Origin of the sequence: Aquimarina sp. AU119, assembly GCF_900312735.1 — a bacterium.
Taxonomy (GTDB): Bacteria; Bacteroidota; Bacteroidia; order Flavobacteriales; family Flavobacteriaceae; genus Aquimarina; species Aquimarina algiphila.
Map to the genome: position 1 here is coordinate 84,813 of NZ_OMPF01000035.1, position 20,124 is coordinate 104,936.

Below are 20,124 nucleotides of genomic sequence, written 5' to 3' on the forward strand. Positions count from 1 at the left end.
TAAATCTAGTCGATAAAACAACTGTTTTTTCTCTATACAGAATCTTATTCTATAGACTCATAAAGCTATGATAAAGTTACACGTTGAGTACAAATACAACATTTTATAACGCAACTTTTTTAATGTAAAAAATACAATTCTCAAAAAAATCTAAAAAAAACAGGGTATCATTTTTTTTTGTGGTAACACTAAAGGGTGAAAACAATCTCTCTTTTAATTTAAAAATGAATAAAGAGTGAGTTTTATTAATCACACAAATACATTCACATTATGAAACAGTTATCACCTATTGCACGATTCAAAATCCCTTGTCATATCATTAAACCATATAGGTACTTCGAAGGTCTTTTTTGAAACTACTCAATCAAATATCATATTAAAAAATAAAAAATAAATCATCATGAGAGTAATTAACCAATTACTACTGCACTTTTTTACACTAGACATATGAAAAAAATAATTTTTAATTTTCTATTAATTTCTGGACACCTCATTTTTTCTCAATCGGGTCCAATTGACATTCCACAAATTTTCCCTGCTTCTCCAGAAGCATCAACACTTGGAAAGTTTGGTGAGATCCCCGTAAATATGAGTATTGGAGTAGCTAATCAAAGTATTCCAATATATACCATACAAGAAGGTAATTTTCAACTACCTATAACCCTAAATTATAACTACACTGGATTATTGGTAGACGAAATTCCAGGGGCTACAGGTTTGGGTTGGTCCTTAAGCGCTGGTGGCATTATAACCCGACAATTAAGAGGAAGACCAGATGAGGAGCCTAACGGATATATAGGAACTAATAGGATTGGGTTAAACAAAGTTATCCCCTACATAAATAATCAATTATCATCTGTAGATAGACGAAGTTTTGAAGAAAATTCTGCCTTAGGAATCTGGGATACTCAGCCTGATAAGTTTATGATAAGTGTCGGGAATATTCAGGCGAGTTTTTATTTTGATGAAAACAAAAATGCAGTTATTAAACCCTATAAACCCTATAAAATCGAAGTCATCAATGGAGATTTCGCACAAGGACTTAAAGTTACTGATGATAACGGAATACAATATTTCTTTCAATCTACAGAAACTACAAAGAGAATACCTCCTATTGGGATTAATGACCTTGTTTCGACCCCTGCCTATGGATACATCTCTGGATGGAAACTCTCAAAAATACTACTAACCGATAACAGAGTGATCACCCTTAATTATACAGGTTACTATCATACTCAAAGGATATTTTCGCAATCCTATACAAAATCAATAGGACCAAGTGGATGTGGCAATAATTTAAGAAACTCTGAAGCCAGATATGGTATCTCTTCAAAAATACTCGAAAGTATATCTTTCTCATTAGGTACTGTTAATTTTGTTTCTACAAGACCAGTGACCACAGAATTAAACCAATACCTCGCACGCATAGATAAAATAAAGGTAAACGATTACTTTAGTAAAGAAATATTCAACTACGACCTCGTATATGACAATAACAATAAAACAAGAAAATTATTAACAGATATCACTATTAATAATGATCCTAGTCATCGTTATCAATTTTATTATAAGAATAGTCCTTCTGATAACATCGCTTTTACTAAACAAGATTTTTGGGGATTTGCTAACGTAAATAACACTGGGAAATTAGTAGATATTAATGATTTATATAGTCCTAGACAACCTAATTTTGATCGTTCTTCTGATGGAGCATTGCAAAAAATTATTTATCCAACAAAAGGGAGTACAGAATTTGTTTACGAGCAAAACACGTATGACCCTGGAGTAGATGGGGATGAATTTGATGATTTTTATGATCCTCTCAATTCAGCTTGTACTAACCCAAATGAAACATATAGGGCATTTGCTAATGCATCTTATCCAAATGGAGATGATGATGCTGAAGCCAAAACATTTACCATTACAGAGGTTACGGCAGCAGATATTTCTATTACTGTAACTAAAGCTGCTGTAGGAGGAAGTGTTATTGCTAAAATTGCTGAAATAAACACAACCTCTGGGCTTGCTTGTGCTGATTATAGAGAGGTGAATGATTGTGACCCTCTCACGCCATGCTATATAGCAACCCTGTCTTATGGTGGAGGTTTTTTACAACCCGGGCAAATACTTACAAATAGTTTTAATAGAAAAGTATATCTAAAACCGGGAACATATAGAGTTTCTGCTTCAGTAAGTAATGCAGGCACTTCTACTATAGGTTCTTATGTTGAAGGATCAGCAACAGTAAAAATAAATAGAGGTAATACACAACAACCACAAGCCAGATCTAGGGCAACAGGAGGTATCAGGATTCAAACGATCAAAAGTTGTCCCGATAATAATCCAGATAACTGCATCACCAAAGAATATGTCTACGAAAATGCTGAAGGCGTGAGTGAAGGACTCCTATTTAGAAGAAGAAATTTAACTACATATGTGTATGGAACAACTAACGTCGTGAATGGAGGCGTACAAGACTGTGTATACAGAAGCTATTCTAGTTCTAGTAACCTGCCTCTAGGATATTATATGGGAAGCCATATAATATATAAACAAGTTATAGAAAAATTCACTTCAACCAATGGGAATAACGGGTCACGAAAATTGATTTTTAATCGTAATATCCCAGCACCCGTTATTTTTCCATTTCTAATAAAAGATGATAATGCTTATAAAAACGGGAAACTACTTAAGGAAGAAATTGCTAAATCTGATGGAACTCTCGTAAAAGAAACTGTGAATCATTATGATTATGACGACGATTTAGGTTTTAACCAAAGAGTATACTCTGTAAAAGTTAGACAAAATCTATTTTCATCCCAAGGTCCAGGAAATTATGTTGCAGATACTACAAGCTTTAATGCAAGCCGTAATGTAGATAGACTCATCCAAACCGCAGTAACAGATCATTATAATGGCTCCACTGTATTTACCCAAAACCTGTACAAGTATAATAATCCACAGGGACACCTAAAAGAACAGGAAATTATAAATAGTACTAATGAAAAAGTAATCAATACCTATTTCTATCCATATAATTTTACTACTGCTATAGCTAATAATCTATCGAATCTAAATAGGATTTCCTCTCCTATTCAAACAAAAATCTTTGAAGATCAATCATTACTAAATACTCAAAATATGGAGTATAAAGATTGGGATAATAACATCTTACTTCCAGAATTTATAAAAACAGCCAAAAATAATGATACACCAGAACCAAGACTTACTTATTATGATTATGACAATTTTGGTAATCCATTAGAAGTTTCAAAAACTGATGGACCTCATGTAGCTTATATCTGGGGATATCAAGATAGGTTACCAATTGCAAAAATAGAAAATGCTACCTATAATCAGATCACCTCATATGTGGCCAATCTAAAAGCCAAATCAAATGCTGATAATGACCGCACTTTTGGAAATTCTGGTAAAGAAGGGATATTACGACAAGCACTTAATGAACTAAGAGATACTTTACCAGAAACACAAATTACTACCTATACCTATGACCCTTTAGTTGGAGTAACCAGTATGACAGATCCAAAAGGATATACTATGTATTATGAGTACGATGATCTTAACCGTCTCAAATCCGTAAAAGATGATGAAGGAAACCTGGTTTCAGAGAATAAATATGCTTACAAAAACTAATGATGATGATAAAAAATAAAACAATAAAAAACAAGATGATCACATTAGTTCTAATGTTGATTTTCATAGTCTTAACATCGAATACAATAGCAGCGCAAGTCCAGGGAAATATTAGCGGACCTACTATTTCAAATATTGGGGAAACTCATAGATATGAGTTATTTTTATCTGGTTTTCAAGGAAATCCCACATACCAATGGCAAGTAACGGGGGGACTTGTAGTTTCTCAAACAACCAATAAAGCAGATATAAGCTTTGTAGATTCTGGTACTGTAACTATAACGTGCATCGTTAGCTTTTCAAATAATGATCAAATTTATGCTTATGATTATAATGTTACGGTATTTCCAAATGTTGTTGCTCCTCCAAATCCCACTGTTATTTTGGGGTGTAATAATGCAACATTAAACAGAACGGGAGATCCCGACCCTAATGTTACTTGGTATTGGCAAGGGAAAAATCCTGATGGTGAAAATTTTAATTTGGGAAATGACGCAACATATACAGCTAATGAAGGTTCTGGGCGTTATTATATTAGAGCCTATGATTATAATGGTGGTTGGAGCGATGATTCTGGTTTTGTAGATGTTACTATACCACCACTAGTAACGCCTCCATCTATCCCCTCTATTACAGAACTTTGTGGTAGTACGACTTTAAGTTTTAACTCTGTTAATGTTCCTAATGGTGTTACTTGGTATTGGCAGAGCTCAGATTCTGGAACTGATAGCTCTAATTCTGAATCATCAATAAGTTTTACCGAAGGTAATGCTACAGGAAATGTACATTATATAAAAGCTCAAGATAATACTACGGGATGTTGGAGTACAGCTACAAGAATTGATTATATAATTAATTCTAGTTCTATATGGTATGCAGACACAGACGGTGATGGATTTGGTGACCCTAATACTTCTCTTAGTGATTGTACACAACCTACAGGATATGTAAATAATGCAAATGATCAATGTCCTGAGGTATATGGGCTGGATAACGGATGTGTCGTTGCTCCTTATACTCCGATCACAATAAGTAATGAAAATTACATCTTTACACGAGTATATCAGGAAGCAATGGTATCATCAGATGATATTAGATTTAACAAAGATGTGATTGAGAGTATTACATACTTTGATGGTTTAGGAAGACCAAAGCAACAAGTAGGAATTAAAGCTTCACCAAATATCAAAGATATTGTTACCCATATCCCTTATGATGACTATGGTAGACAGACAAAGGATTATTTACCTTTCGAAAGAAATAGTACAACAGCAATAGGAAGCTATGCTACCGTAAATATCAATAATGACATCAATAGTTACTATAAAACGACCTATGGTGATGATTTTATAGATGTGCCAGCTAATCATCAAGATTTTAATGCATACTCAGGACGTGCATTTGAAGCTTCACCTCTAAATCGAGTGCAAAAACAAGGAGCGCCTGGTAAAGATTGGAAAGTAGATTCAACTAGTAACAATGATCATACTATCAAATTTGATTGGAACACTAATCTTATAGATGAAGTAATACACTTTAAAGTTACTTTTGAAAGAGAAAACACGGGAAAACCACAACTGGTAAAAGATGGCTTTTATACTTCTAACCAACTGCACATCACTATTACAAAAGATGAAAACTGGCAACCCGGTCAAACTCATCCAAATGATCATACGACCAAGGAATATAAAGACAAATTAGGTAGAGTAATTTTAAAACAAACGTTTAATGAAGGTATACCACATGACACCTATTATGTATATGATGATTTCGGGAATTTAACTTATGTAATTCCGCCAAAAGTAACTACTAGTGATGGTGTTAATTCTGTAGAATTAAATGCACTCTGTTATCAATATAAGTACGACTACAGAAACCGTTTGGTAGAAAAGAAAATTCCTGGAAAGGGAGGATTCACCGATTGGGAGTCTATCATCTATAACAAATTAGACCAACCGATACTCACACAAGATGCCAACCAAAAAGTAAAAGGAGAATGGTTGTTCACCAAATACGATGCTTTTGGAAGGGTTGCCTATACCGGTATATATAAAAGTACGCGCAATAGAGGGACTTTAATCTTGGTAATGAGCGGAATAGACACGTTTTGGGAGAAGAGAGAACCAGCTACTGCAACCGGAGGAACTACATTATATTATAGTAATGATGCGTTTCCAAATACAGACATAGAAATACTTACAGTCAACTATTATGATGATTATAATTTTGATATCAATGGGTTATCAAATCCAGGTACGGTATACGGAATAGACACCAGTGATCGTACCAAATCGTTAGCCACAGGAAGTAAAGTAAAAGTACTTGAAACAGATAATTGGATTACTACCGTTACTTATTATGATCAAAAAGCAAGACCAATATATGTTGCGAGTAAAAATGACTATCTCAATACTACAGACATTGTAGAAAGTAAATTGGATTTTATAGGCAGAGTCGAAGAAACCAAAACTACGCATACCAAGGATAGCAATCCTCCAATAGTAACGGTAGACAAGTTCAGTTATGACCATGTAGGTAGATTATTAACCCAAACCCAACAGATCAATACCCAAAATGTAGAACATTTGGTACATAACAAATACGATGCCCTTGGGCAATTGATCAAAAAGGATGTGGGAGGCACTTCTACTATGCTAAGTACAGGTAATACGATCATTAGTCCGGCAGTCCAACCACTACAAACGGTAAACTACAAATACAACGTACGTGGTTGGCTAAAACAAATAAATGATCTCACCCGGAATTTGGGTACTGATTTGTTTGCTTATAAAATTAATTATAATACTACCGAGATTGTAAATAGTAACCCCTTATATAATGGCAATATAAGTGAAACACATTGGAGAACAGCGAATGATGATATATTGCGTAATTACCATTACAGTTATGATGCCTTAAACAGATTAAAACAAGCCTCTTTTATATTTGGTATAGGCTATTCTAGCTCATATACTTATGATAAAAATGGAAATATTGAAACACTTGTTCGATTCGATCAGAATTCTTTTAGCGATACAATGGATGACCTCACCTATACATATGATTGGGGTAATAAATTATTATCAGTAAGTGATACTGGTAATACTAAAGGTTTTAAGGATGGAAATACATCTGGTAATGATTATGATTATGATAAAAATGGTAATATGACTAAAGATCGTAACAAAGGGATTACCAATATTACCTACAATCATTTAAATTTACCAGAAACAGTTTCTATTAGTAATAACGAAGGAACAGGAGATATTACTTATATTTATGATGCTACTGGAGTTAAACTTAAAAAGACAGCTCCTAGTGGAAGTTCTTTAACAATAACAGAGTATGCTGGGAATTACATCTATAAGAATGGAGAATTAGAGTTCTTTAATACATCAGAAGGTTATGTAGAACCTGTCACCCAAAGTGGTAGCACTGCAATCTCATCATTTGAGTATATCTATCAATATAAGGATCACCTTGGAAATATAAGGTTATCCTATAAAGATACCGATAAAGATGGATCAATTACTCAGGATGAGATTGTAGAGGAAAAGAATTATTATCCTTTTGGACTCGAACACAAGGGGTATAATAATACAATTATTGGTCGGGAGCATAACTATGGTTTTGTTGGTAAAGAAGAGAACTCAGAATTAGGTTTAGAATGGTTAGACTTTGGAGCAAGGAATTATGATGCTTCTTTAGGAAGATGGATGAATCTTGATCCAATGGCAGAAATGTTTTATGGTTGGGCTCCATATAAATATAGTATGAACAACCCTATTCTTTTATCCGATCCAGATGGTAATTGTGAATTTTGCAAGAAATTTCTAAATAGTGCATTTAACGCCTATAAATCAACTCTTTATAACACATACGAAGGTGCTAAAAAGCTAGTTAATAGTCCTATTCAGACAGTTAAAGCTGCTGCATCCAACCATTTTACAGTTGTCGGTATGATGCAAGCAACTGATACTGCATTAAATGTTGTTTCTGGAGGGGTGCATGAAATAGCTAAAGATGTAGCAAAAGTTGCAACATCTGATGATCTTGTGGCTACTGCAGGACAAGTATATGGTGAGAAAGTTGCTGATTTAACGATTGAAGTTGCAGCTGCAGCTGCAGGAGAGGCTGGAGGAAAAGCAATTTCTAAAACAGCTAAATCTCTCAAAAATTTAGGAAAGACAAAAGCTAGTAAATCATTTGCTACCAAAACTTTTGATGAATCTACTGAATTAGTCGCAGGTACTGAATTCTCAGGAACTATTTCTGGAGAGGGAGGAGCCATGACTGTAGAAATAGAAGCTATATCAAAATTTGCAGATGGCCCTTCAGCAAACGCTAGTTTAATTAATGCTGTAGAATCTATTGCTGTTGAAAATGGAATGTCTAGTATTAAAGTTGTAGGTAATGTATTAGACGAAACAGCAGCTGGTTTAGCAAGTGGTCCATATATTAAAGCTGGATATGAAGTTTCTACTAAAATAGTTAATGGATCAACTCAACTTACTAGAACGAAAACATTGAAATGATGGATATAAACAAACATAATCGAATTGTTAAGAAGCTAAAAAGAAGTTTATAGAGATTCCTGCTTTGTGAGCTTTACAACTTCGGTAGCGGTAAAAATAAATAGAATAAGACCCGATCGCGCATTCGATGGATAAAAACAAGACAGAACTCTTGGATGTCTATAAAATGATCAAGAGATATACAAATCATTAAATATTTTAATAGTATGTTACAAAACATTTTAAATTTAGAAGGAGTGCAAACGTTAGAAAGAACAGTATTAATTCAAGTTAAGGGAGGTCATTGCGCAGGGAACGAAAGTGGAGACGGTGAATGTGAGCGGATTTTTGATGCCAATGGTCAAGAAGATTTTGCGTAGATCCCCGTTCCCTCTAAAGTGTCTCTAGTGGCGTTTTGAGTAAGCGGTAAGAATGTCTCGTCCTAAAAAAGGTTACATATTTTACATTAAACTGCTCTACGAAGTTTGCAGTTTCGTAGCAGCAACAGTAATAGAATAAGTATAGAAAACTTGAAATAACAGTCACATTTGTAAAATTGTGGCTGTTATTATTTTAAGAATATGTTGTAATAAACTACGAAGTCATAGACATTCGTTAGAGCAATGGATGTACTTCAAGTTTGGAGTTATTAGACTTCTACAAGTTCATACTATTTACATTTTCTAAGAACAAATACTTACCGCTTTTTAAATATTAAATTGAGTATAAACAAAATAAGTATTGCCCCTATGGCACCAGTAAGTATTGCTCCAATCCATCCAGAGCCAAGACTAACACCAAGTTTTCCTAAAAGCCAGGAACCAACAAAACTACCAACTATCCCAACAATAATATTGCCAATAATACCCAAGCCACTACCCTTGTAAATTAGACTACCTAACCAACCAGCTACTGCTCCTATAAGAATTGTAATAATTATTCCCATTTTTAAAAAACTAAATTATTGAAACACCACTAATTTAACAGAAATATCTAATAATGTTAACATTATTAGATATTATTTTATTTATAATCATTTAATTTATTGTTTAGAGACACAAAATATAATTGATAATTATAGTCTTGACAATTAATGATTTGGACATATATTCATACCTATGTATGATACAAGTATATAAACACTCAACAAGGTTTACAAATTAATTATATATGTATATCTTAAAGAAATATAATAAAACAATGTATAATTTAAGTACTACCAATACTATGATATAAACTACCCTCTTTTCCTCTTATATAAAAACAATCCAAGTATGAGTAAAACACCTAATCCAATAATCCAATACCAGGAATTAGTATCCCTAAATTGTATAGGAGCACTATCCCCCACCAGGTAAAATCCTCCCCAGTAAAAAGGATCCTTATGATATCGATCTGCTGTTTTAAGGTATTGTAATTTTGCTTGTTGTAAGGCTTTGCCTTTATGCATCCCTGCTTTAAGATTGGTATAGAAATACCGCATCAATTCTGGTGCAGTATTATCGGGTACTTCCCAACTACTTAACAACAAACTTTTGGTCCCAGCATATTGAAAAGCATTACCCAAACTCATGATTCCCTCGCCTTTGGCAATTTTACCTGTTCCTGTATTACAAGCACTTAATACCGTAAGTTCTGATGGAATATCCAAAGCAAATAGCTCATGAGCATACAATAAATTATCTTCTATTGTATCGTTAGACTTGGTAAAAAATAATTTAGAGTTCTCTGGCCTTTCATTATCCACCTCACCATGCAAGGCTAAATGTACAATCTTATACTGATTCGCTTTTTTCTTAAAGTTAGCTTCATTTGCTTCTGCTCCAAAATAATATTGCCCATCGATAATATCGGCAATAGCTCTAATCTCTTTACGAGTTCCCGGTAGGTCATCCCCAGTATCTCTTAAAGTAGCAAGACTTATGTTTTTTGAGGTTACAATATTGGTCGAATCTGAAAAAGAAAATGCAAGGCATCCTTCCTTCTCATCTTCCGATGTTACCTTTTTAAAAGGATTAAACAACAGATTCGCAGAATTGGCATAAGTAATAGCATAATCTTTAAGTAAATATGAAAGTTCTCCCGGATTTTCTGATACATCGTTCTGAGTCAGTAACAATTCAAAGTTAAGATGCCATAAGGGACCATCAGGAACGACAACGAGTTCATCTCCTTTAAGTTGTTCTTTTACCGGAGCTATAAGTGCATTATAAAGTAAATGTGATTGCTTTTTAAATTCTTGGATGTTTTTACTTGTAATACTTTTACGAAATTGTTCAACCTGTTTTGTGAGTTTTGGAGTTGCTAATTCTTGCACAGCAATTTCATTTTTAGAAATGGTAAAAGCATAGGTGATGCTATCTCCTGTAAAAAACTCTAATAACGTTGTTTTGTTATCTAATTGTTTCTGGATATTAGAAGTTTTAACAATATCATTATTATATTTAAGCTTAAAATATTTAGGATAGTTTTTTTCTAGTGATTGATTTAAAGAATCTCTTCTTCTATTAATATTAAATAATTCATTTTCATACTCCTCAATTTTTATCGTATCAATTGACTTTTTAGATTCTTCTTTTAAAATCTGCGAGATATAAAAAGCTCGATTTGTTCTTATTATTTTTTCCGTTGTTAACAGTTCATTTGGCAATCCAGTATAACTTTTTGCATAAGAATCATTTAAGAGTTCTTTTAGTATATTGCTTTTACTTCTCTCCATATAATAAAATATTCGTGTCAAAGATGACCGTTTTTTTGCCTCTTCATATTCTAATAAATACGTATTAATAGCATCTGTATAGATTTCTTTTACTTGTTTAGCAAAAACAACTTTATCCTCGTAATTTTGATATATTTTTCGCATATTCTTGATAAGCACATCTGCATTTTTATAAATAACTATACTTTGATTAAGAAACTCTCTGTCATTACTTTCTTGATATAAATCTTTAAGAGTTTTAGCTTTTCCTTTAAGTGTTTCTAATAATAATTTCCAATCAGAATAATGGTTAGGATCAAAAGTGTTTTCTATTCCTTTTTGAAACTTCTTTTTAGTATTTGAGAGTAATGCTTTATCAAAATTAGTAATTGCTTTTGCATGATTTTTTTGTATCTGATAAACAAATGCAATATTATTATATAAACTTATCGCGCGAGGATGTTGTTCTCCATATGAGTTTTGTAGAATTGTTAAACCTTTTTTATGATATTTTAATGATTCATCATACATTTTTTGTCGAAAATAGAGATTCGCAATACCACTATATGACACCGAAATATTAGGATTATTCTTATCAAAAATCTTATTACGTATACTTAAAGCTTTATTAAAATATTTCTGTGCTTTATCATATTCTTTATTAATAGAATATGTATTCCCCATATTATGATACGATAGAGCAACCAAATAATGATTTTCTCCTAAGGAAGCGGTGTAAATTTCCAAAGCTTTTTTGTAATACTCTATTTCTTTTTTTTCATCACCTTTTTTATGAAATATAACACTAATATTTGCATATATAACACCTATAGCCGGGTGCTGTTCTCCAAATATTTTTGAAGCAATCTCTAAACTTTTTTTTTGATATTCTAATGCTTTATCATATTCCCCTTTTATATCATATACAATACCCATATTTTGATACACAGCTTTTAGTCCATTTAATCGATTTTCTTTAAGTAAAATGGGCAATGCTTTTTGAAAATAACTTAATGCATTATTATTCTGTTTAAGGTTAAGGTAAGTTACCCCCATATTAACATAACTATATCCTACATAAATATCATCGCTTCCAGAATTTCTTATAGTATTGTTCAAAAACTTTTTATAATATTCTAAAGCGATATCAAGTTTTCCCAAGTTATCATAAACAAGACCAATATTATTATAGTTTCGTCCAGTTTTTGAATGATCTGGACCTAAAATTTTCAAATTAATAGCTAATGCCTTTTTATGAAACTCTAGAGCCTCCTTATATTTAGATGTGCTCCAGTAAACTGATCCTAAATTACTATAGGATTTAGCGATATCAAGATGTTCATTAGGAAAAATCTTTTCTCTTATTTTCAGTGCCTTTTCATAATATTGTAGAGCTTCATCATAATTCGGAACTCCTTTATGATAAAAACCTATATTATCATAAGAATCAGCCTCAAACTTGTTGCCTTCCATAAGGTAATCTGTACTTATTTCTAATGCTTTTTTTGCGCTTAAAAGAGACTCATCTCCTTTATACCACTGATTTTCAGAAATCTTATTATAACAACTTGCTACTTTTTCCCACGCTTTTGCTTTTTTATATTCAGGAAGTGCTTTATTAAAAAGCGCAATAGATTCTTCATACTTTTTTTGAATCAACAGAGAATCTGCTTCTTTGTAATACTGCGAAGCCCTTGTCGTATCAATTTTAATTTGTGCAGTTGCACCCATAAAAGAAAAAAGGAAAGTGCAAAAAAAGAATACTTGTATTAGACGAAAGTGTGGGGTAATTATCATATAAAGGTTAATAAATATTAAATCGTAATGTAACTAAAAATATGATATTTGAGGTTAGTAATCGTTTTAAACTACGAAAAAACAACGAAATTATAAAGTGAATTTATGATTCAAAAAAAGTATTGTTATTCTAATTCTTCAAGCAAATCTATAGCGCTCTTTTTATATAAGTTTTCGTAAGAAGTTAGTTCTTTAAGAAAAGTAATTGCCTTACCATTATTTTCTGTCTTCACATGAGCTAATGACAAAAACCATAATGCATCGTTATGAAGAGTATCATTCTTCACAATATTCTGAAATAAGGTAATAGCTTTTTCTTCTTGATCAGTATTGAGGTAGCTATTCCCCAGATATAATTTTAATCGATCATCATTAGGATATTCTTGGATAAGACGTTCCAGAACAGGAATTGTCTTTTGATACTCTTTTCTTTTATACTGTAGTGATACTTCTTTTAACACTTCTATTGTAGACTCCTCGCTACTACGAGTAAGCTCATTCATAGGATAAGGAACATAATACTGTGCATACAAATCTGGTTCCTGATATATCCAAAACAAAGAAGATATACCCACTATTGCTATAAAAATAGCTGCTATTCTATAATAGGTCTTAAATGATTTTTTGGGTTGAATTTCTCTTACTTTTTCTTCCTCTATTTCACGATCGATATCCTTAAGTTTCTCCCTAAAATTAATGATATCTTTATCTTTTAAAGCTTCTTTTATCAAACGATACTTCTCAACCTCTTCCTGTAGCTCAGTATCTAACTTTAAAGTGTTTTCAAACAACTCTAAATCTGCACCTACTAAATTACCATTTAAGTACGCATCTATATTTTCAAATAATTCCTGATTCTTTTTCATGATTTACTTGTAATTAGATGACTCTTTTAATTCCTTAAAAATCGGATCTTTCTCTGCCTTTTCCATCAACTGTTTTTGGCAGATGAACTTTCTTTTTCTGGCATATGCTTCTGTGAGCTTTCTTTTCTCAGCAATCTCACGTAAACTATATCCTGCAAAAAATAACAATAAGATTTCTTTACACCCTTCTCCAAGTTCTAAAAGGTACTTTTGGATCAAGAATATTTTATCTAATCTATCTATATTTTCGATAATAGTTTCTACTCCTTCGCCATCATTTGTGGTAATATCTTCTGTTATTATTATCTTATCATTCTTTCGTAATCTATTACGCCATAAATTTTTGCTGATACCATATACATATGTCCCCAAAGAACAACTTATATCCAATGTATTATTTTTAACCTTTTCATACACAATAACCATCGCATCCTGAAAAACATCCTTTGCATCATATTCATTTCCAGAGTTTTTGTTAACATACCTAATTACCATAGGTAAATGCTTTACATAAAACTCTTTAAGAATTTTATCATCATTCTGAATGAATGCTGTTATAATTTTGTTATTGTTTTCCTTGCCCATCAACGATATATCGCTAAATCTTTTCTAATCTTAATATACTATTTTTGAAATCGTAATTCATTTGTAAAGATATTTTTAAATTTTAATATACCTGATAAAATAACTATTTCTAATCAATAATATTTTAGAAAAAAATCATAAATCCCTGTTTTTCAATAATTAAAAATTAAAACCAACTTCTGTACTTATCTCATCTTAATAGCCTTTAGCCAATTTTATTACATGAATTTAAAAATAAAAAAGGTTTGGCAAAATAGCCAAACCTTATATATTAGTCTTGGAAAATAAACATTGTCATTATTAAATAGCCCCCTATTCGTAATGTACTGACTAAACTTTTATATACTTTCTTAACAATCTTGTTAGATTAAATGGAGATACTCCCCAACCATTCGATTCTATATGTATTGCTTTAAACATTTGATTCTATTTTTGTTGTTTCTAGGATGCAATTTTATGATCTAATAAAGTTTGATCATAAATAGTTTGACAACCCAAACCAGGAACTTCTGCATCTATTTTAACCTGCATAGCCGCATAATTATTGGCAACATTGTATTTACAAATCTCAAATTTTATTTCAGGATAATCATTGATTCTTTTTGTAACATTGCCATGTTCAGGAATTGTTATGTTTTCCACTTTTCCTATTTTCAATTTATTAAACTGGCCTAAGTAGTGGATATCAAAGCTCCCATTCTCCAAACTGATCAATGTAAGCGTTGTCTTTACTCGATCCTGAAACGGCCAGTATCCAAATCTAACCTCTTGCGTTTTTTTGTCAATTAATGAATGTCCCATAGCCCCTTTATTTCTTTAATTATAATGTGAAATTAAATATTACGGTTTCTAAAACATATTTCACGATATTTCATTGTTATTTCTATTGTTCTTAAAACCTAATTAAACGCCAAGGAGCTGTAGAATTTTCCCCCAATAACTCTACAGCGCAATTATTTCAACTGTCTACTTGGCTTTTCTTAACATCAAATAATTTCCCCCAATAGAAGTATCCAACTATTTTCCTTATTTGATGTTGTTTTTAAAGAACATGAATTATTTTATCTATGAAGTACAAAAAGTATTTTAATCACCCAGCACACCATGCTTTTTCTGTATTGATTTTGAGTATTCTGAGTTATCATTTTTGATCTTGCTTTTTATACTTATTTTGATGAGACAAATATATATCGGGACATCTCAAAAAAATATTTCACAATATTTCATGAGTATAGATATGAAGTATAAAAATGGCGGAAATACCATCCAGATACCCAAAAGGGAAGAAATTAAATTATAATGAAGAGTTTCTACTTTGACATTTGATGCTATAGAATATCAACAGTAGTAGATCTAGCTTCTTGTTCTTTACTAAACAAGGCAATCAAATCTCCAGCATCCTTGGTCGTTTCGCTATACGGAATTAATTTGATTGTACCTTCACCAACCATATTAGGAGGTGCTTGTAACGATTTTAATGCAAAATATCGTTGATCATTAACAGTCACAATACCATCTAATAATGTTCTATGCAAATCATTCATAAAAACAGGGCCTCTAACTGTTCTTGCTAAACCTGTAGTCTTTTTCTGTGCTTCCTGAAAAATTTGTAATGCTTTTGCTAACGGAATTCTAAAACAGGACTCAGAGTTATGATCAGCTTCTATAAACATATAATAAGGAACCATTCCTAATGCTATCTGAGTGTTCCATAATGCGCTCCAATCCTTGGGAGTATCATTAATACCTTCAACAATAGGTCCCTGACATCGAATTACGGTCCCCGTATCTCTTATTCTTTGTATTGCTTCTTTGACTACATCATTTTCTAGTTCTCTAACATGAGTGAAATGAGCACAAAAATTAAGATGTTTTCCCCTGGATTGAATGTATTTAAATAATTTCAATAATTCATCAGCGTCCTTATCTGTTGTAAATCGAAATGGCCACCACGCTAATGATTTTGAACTAATACGAATTACTTTTACAGATTCTATATCCAAAACCGGATCGATATATTTCTGTAATGTTTTAGCTTTTAATACTAGTGGATCTGCTCCTGTAAATAATACGTCAGTAATTTCGGGATGTGCTCTTAAATATTCAACAGGTTCATTAGGGTCTGTATATGAAGAGTTTTGTTGTGCTTCTTTATTGTTAAACATAATCCATCTGAAACAATACGAACAATAGGAATGGCATGTTTTAGCCATAGGATCAGGAAATAGGCTTACGATAGTTTCAAAATTACTATACATTCCTCTAATCCTCACTCCGTTTACCTTTGGGATACTTGTTTCAGCATGCTTTACCTCTGGATACATTTTCTTCTTTACCTTTTGAACAAACTGAAATAATGTTTTTTCATCAAGCCCGCTTTGATGTAATAAGAGTAATGTCTTATAATCTGTAGGTTGCAACATCTCTTTCCTCGGAAAAATCAATTTATAAATAGGATCATTGGGCACTGTTTCCCAATCAATAAGATGCTCTAGAACATAATTATTTACCTTAAAATGAAAAACACTAGATAAAATATCAAATACTTCTCTTTCATTTTCGGGTAATCTTTTATAGTACGTTGTTTTTTTAAATGAAGTGTTATTATAAGATATAAATTTCATGGCTGATTTTCGTTTTTAAATAAAAATACTCAAAGGGTTTAATGCTGACTCGGTATGAGGATGTTCTAATTTCCCCATTCTTACTGGTACATCATATAATCTACCAGGAGCTGTACGTCTCCAAAAATGTCGTAATCCCGGCACAATCACTTTTGCCACAGGAAGCCCAACGTCGGGTTGTGTAAGATCAATAACCAATGTTTCGAGTTCAAGTTGCTTTGCCCTCTCTATACAAAATTGTACGCTGTCATACACCGTGGCATTGCATAGTCGTGGATAATCTATTTGCATATTCTTATCTTCTCCTTCATCAGGTATCAAATATGAATTATTCTGAAGCGTAGCTGTATCCAACCAATCAATAAATACCTGATCAGTGGTTAGATAAGATCCATTTTTATTGATCACCACAGGGAGCAATTGATTCAATTCTATGATAGCTCTTTCCAAAGCAATATTAGCATCTACATGAGCTCCAAAAGCATATAAAATTTTATCTTTATCATTCTCTTTCAAACTATGACTGATCGCTACGAAAACTGGAATACCAATATCTGTGGTAATATCCAAAACATACAAACTTCTATGTATACTTTTATAATATGCAATCATCTGATTGATATATGGATTCTGAGCTGTTTCTAAAGCTATTGCAGGATATTGCACACGATTATACCACCAGATAGCAGCAGCATCACGCTCTACCAATTCCAGAAACCCTTGTAAAATAGCCTCTTCTATAGTATTTCCGGCCGCACAGCCATTAGAATCAGGATATGCATATAACCGTTTTTCATCTACTGAAGGATATTGTGCATAACAATAACAAGAAGGGAGATATTTAAATTCTTTTTCTGTAAGACTATATACTGGTGTCCAATCCATTATTTCATTAACATCAAACGGAATTGGAATCAATGAATAGAACTTTGTACTTTTAGTATTAATACGTTCCCGATCTTGATATTGATCATCACTATATAGCATACAGGTATTTGGATGAATTGCCTTTTCTAAAGTAGCATAAGAAGCTGAAACCGTATAGGTTTCTCCCTGATACATCAAGCTATATCGTTCTATAGCTTCACATAAAGCTCCAGTTTTGGCTTGTATTGCTGTTTTTCCTTTACCTCCATTAGCACTTCTTAGATGTAAGTTTAACCAGAATAGTGATGAACTTTGTAATGCCAGATTTTTTCCAGAGCCAAAATTGTAGATGGGTACATCATCAACAGGGTGGTATTCTTTTACATACGGGACAACCCCAGTTATGGCACTCACATGATGTTTATATCTTTGTAAAGTTTCTTCTGGCGAAACCGAGCGATATCCTCCTGGATAATCAGCAATAGTATCCTGTGATTGTAATTGGATGGGGATAGGATGTTGTTTTACTATTTCTATATCACCACAAGATGGGCATTGTGGCCGTTTTACGACGTGGTTTATTTTACGTTCACCAGTTTTGGTCTCTAATGAAATTAAGGTATTACATAACGATTCATTTTGCTCATGATATAACCATGAAACCAGTTCTGAGATGGCCACACTGGTTGCTAATTGCTTTGATATAGGGTGACTCACCAAAGGACGAGCAATGGTATCATTAGTCTTGGCCAATGCCTGATACAATTTATTTTCCTGATCATGTAGCATTAATCGATGTTGTAAACACTTCCAACAAGCAGCATCTTCTGCATCAGGGACCATAAGTGGCCCAACATATGGAGTCGTACCCTCCAATTTTATCAATACCCAGGGCTTATGCTGCTCGATCATCTCGGTATTAATTTGCTCCAGATCAGGGTGCAAATAATCTGTAGTCAATACAATCGTCACATATGGAGTATCTGACCATTGTAAGCCTGTCGCAATACATGATTCTTTAAAAACAGCATCATCTATAGAACCCAGAGTTTTGACAGCAATAGTTTTGGTACTAAATACAGAAGACAGCTTCTGTGTATGATACCCCAATTCTTCCCAATAGGCAGTTTCTTCTGGAGTAAATATCGGTTTAGTATGTGTGATATACCCCTCGGTTTCTAATTGGTGAAGTGTAATTAATACTTCACTAAGATTACTGCCATATTGATTATAATTAGCTATGATATCGTCTTTTGTTATTGTATTGGTAGTAATCACATCCAAAAGTTGAATCGCTAAAGGAGATTGTAGTACTACACTATCTTGCTCTGAAGACATTATAGTATAGTGATCATTTACCTTTACTTTGGCATAATTTTCTTTAATTCTGTAAAATGTATTGGGCATTGTATTTGAAGGTTTCTTAGGAAGGCTTTAAAATTGATAGTAATAAAAACATCTAAAGATAAATAATCAATATCGCCTAACAAAGCTCTAAACGACATTGATTATTTATGTAATAAAAGAAAAATTGTTTATGAGTTTTTAAGAATATCCCAGAAACATATATTGACCTAAAATCAAGTACAGGTAGCAATAAATTCTTCTACTGTTTCATCTGTATTAAAAATTTTCATATTAGTTTTCACATCCAATCTAGGGCTTGCATAAGGAATATAAAGCGTATAATCATACTTCTCTCCTTTTTGTAGTTCAAGCTCAATTTCACTAAAATCTACAGTAGTATAATTTTCTGATGACTTATTAATATTAAAAAAACCAGGGTTTAATTTTTGTTTATCATTATCTGTCTTTTTATAAAAAAAGTCAGTATCCATTAAAATCGAAAATTCAAGTTGATATGGTTTTTCCTCCATAACAATTTGAGATTTATTATGATTTGTATCTCCCGTTTTTTCTGTAATTACAAATTTAGATTTTGAAATAGAGGTATCTAAAACAATATTTGTTCTAACTGGGATTTTCATCTCACAACCTGGCCAGAAATACCATTTTTCTCCAGAACCTGTAGCAATAAATCCTTCTAGCTCTCCTTTTATCTCATTAAGTATATTTTTATACATCTCTGGTTTTTCTATATGTAATTTTACCAGTTCTTGTATCGTATATCCAGTTTTAACTTTTAACTCATCTTCTATCTTTTCTGTTCTTAATAAAACTCCATTGGTTAGAAAACCATGTCTTAAATGATTATAATTTACATAAGCATCTCGGATAAAATCATTAATAGATTCAAAAAAATGGAATGTATTAAAGAACTCTACAATTCTTAATATATCAATCTTTGTAGTATCCTCTTTATTATCAGGTATTTTAAATTTTGCAGATATTGCTTTATCTATAGTATCATAGACTTGATACAAAGGATCATTATTTGGCTTCATGTCAAATAATGATTTTACTTCATTTCGAACAAATTCTTGTAAATCCAGTTCTTTCTTTACTGCGGAAGTTTTTAATTCTTTTGTAAGCATGCTTTAAAATTTTAAGAGTTATTA

The 20,124-nt window shown here is 32.2% G+C and carries 10 protein-coding genes; 2 read left to right on the plus strand and 8 right to left on the minus strand.

All coding sequences use genetic code 11. The features are described from left to right. Positions 1 to 447 precede the first annotated feature (447 nt). Positions 448 to 3,654, plus strand: a complete 3,207-nt coding sequence (locus tag DK442_RS25520; protein WP_109438745.1) for a hypothetical protein — start codon at positions 448 to 450, stop codon at positions 3,652 to 3,654. A 35-nt stretch (positions 3,655 to 3,689) separates the two neighbouring features. Beyond that, positions 3,690 to 8,189: a DUF6443 domain-containing protein gene (locus DK442_RS25525; protein ID WP_160114360.1), complete on the plus strand. Its 4,500-nt coding sequence runs from the start codon at positions 3,690 to 3,692 to the stop codon at positions 8,187 to 8,189. A gap of 676 nt (positions 8,190 to 8,865) precedes the next feature. On the opposite strand, the gene DK442_RS25530 is transcribed toward DK442_RS25525, so the two are convergent. From DK442_RS25530 to DK442_RS25565, 8 genes are all read right to left on the minus strand, one after another. Then, complete coding sequence (locus DK442_RS25530; protein WP_109438747.1) at positions 8,866 to 9,114, minus strand: GlsB/YeaQ/YmgE family stress response membrane protein; 249 nt, start codon at positions 9,112 to 9,114, stop codon at positions 8,866 to 8,868. 291 nt (positions 9,115 to 9,405) lie between these two features. Beyond that, positions 9,406 to 12,597, minus strand: coding sequence for a CHAT domain-containing tetratricopeptide repeat protein (locus tag DK442_RS25535; RefSeq protein ID WP_160114361.1), 3,192 nt, complete (start codon positions 12,595 to 12,597; stop codon positions 9,406 to 9,408). A 191-nt stretch (positions 12,598 to 12,788) separates the two neighbouring features. After that, positions 12,789 to 13,529 carry a tetratricopeptide repeat protein gene (locus DK442_RS25540; RefSeq protein WP_109438749.1) on the minus strand — a complete coding sequence of 247 codons (741 nt, stop codon included), beginning with the start codon at positions 13,527 to 13,529 and terminating at the stop codon, positions 12,789 to 12,791. A 3-nt stretch (positions 13,530 to 13,532) separates the two neighbouring features. Continuing rightward, positions 13,533 to 14,114 carry an RNA polymerase sigma factor gene (locus DK442_RS25545; RefSeq protein WP_109438750.1) on the minus strand — a complete coding sequence of 194 codons (582 nt, stop codon included), beginning with the start codon at positions 14,112 to 14,114 and terminating at the stop codon, positions 13,533 to 13,535. A gap of 441 nt (positions 14,115 to 14,555) precedes the next feature. Then, positions 14,556 to 14,915: a hypothetical protein gene (locus DK442_RS25550; RefSeq protein ID WP_109438751.1), complete on the minus strand. Its 360-nt coding sequence runs from the start codon at positions 14,913 to 14,915 to the stop codon at positions 14,556 to 14,558. Between the two features lie 527 nt (positions 14,916 to 15,442). Beyond that, positions 15,443 to 16,738 carry a KamA family radical SAM protein gene (locus tag DK442_RS25555; RefSeq protein WP_109438752.1) on the minus strand — a complete coding sequence of 432 codons (1,296 nt, stop codon included), beginning with the start codon at positions 16,736 to 16,738 and terminating at the stop codon, positions 15,443 to 15,445. Positions 16,739 to 16,753: 15 nt separating this feature from the next. After that, positions 16,754 to 19,012: a TOMM precursor leader peptide-binding protein gene (locus DK442_RS25560; protein WP_109438753.1), complete on the minus strand. Its 2,259-nt coding sequence runs from the start codon at positions 19,010 to 19,012 to the stop codon at positions 16,754 to 16,756. A 173-nt stretch (positions 19,013 to 19,185) separates the two neighbouring features. Then, a complete protein-coding gene (locus DK442_RS25565) occupies positions 19,186 to 20,100 on the minus strand; it encodes a hypothetical protein (protein ID WP_109438754.1) in 915 nt (304 codons plus the stop codon). Positions 20,101 to 20,124 lie beyond the last annotated feature (24 nt).

What these genes read in the sequence shown, in the direction of transcription:
- DK442_RS25555 (WP_109438752.1), bottom strand. Translation starts at nt 16,738, where the DNA reads ATGAAATTTATATCTTATAATAACACTTCATTTAAAAAAACAACGTAC.
- DK442_RS25560 (WP_109438753.1), bottom strand. Translation starts at nt 19,012, where the DNA reads ATGCCCAATACATTTTACAGAATTAAAGAAAATTATGCCAAAGTAAAG.
- DK442_RS25545 (WP_109438750.1), bottom strand. Translation starts at nt 14,114, where the DNA reads ATGGGCAAGGAAAACAATAACAAAATTATAACAGCATTCATTCAGAAT.
- DK442_RS25525 (WP_160114360.1), top strand. Translation starts at nt 3,690, where the DNA reads ATGATCACATTAGTTCTAATGTTGATTTTCATAGTCTTAACATCGAAT.
- DK442_RS25520 (WP_109438745.1), top strand. Translation starts at nt 448, where the DNA reads ATGAAAAAAATAATTTTTAATTTTCTATTAATTTCTGGACACCTCATT.
- DK442_RS25550 (WP_109438751.1), bottom strand. Translation starts at nt 14,915, where the DNA reads ATGGGACATTCATTAATTGACAAAAAAACGCAAGAGGTTAGATTTGGA.
- DK442_RS25565 (WP_109438754.1), bottom strand. Translation starts at nt 20,100, where the DNA reads ATGCTTACAAAAGAATTAAAAACTTCCGCAGTAAAGAAAGAACTGGAT.
- DK442_RS25540 (WP_109438749.1), bottom strand. Translation starts at nt 13,529, where the DNA reads ATGAAAAAGAATCAGGAATTATTTGAAAATATAGATGCGTACTTAAAT.
- DK442_RS25535 (WP_160114361.1), bottom strand. Translation starts at nt 12,597, where the DNA reads ATGGGTGCAACTGCACAAATTAAAATTGATACGACAAGGGCTTCGCAG.
- DK442_RS25530 (WP_109438747.1), bottom strand. Translation starts at nt 9,114, where the DNA reads ATGGGAATAATTATTACAATTCTTATAGGAGCAGTAGCTGGTTGGTTA.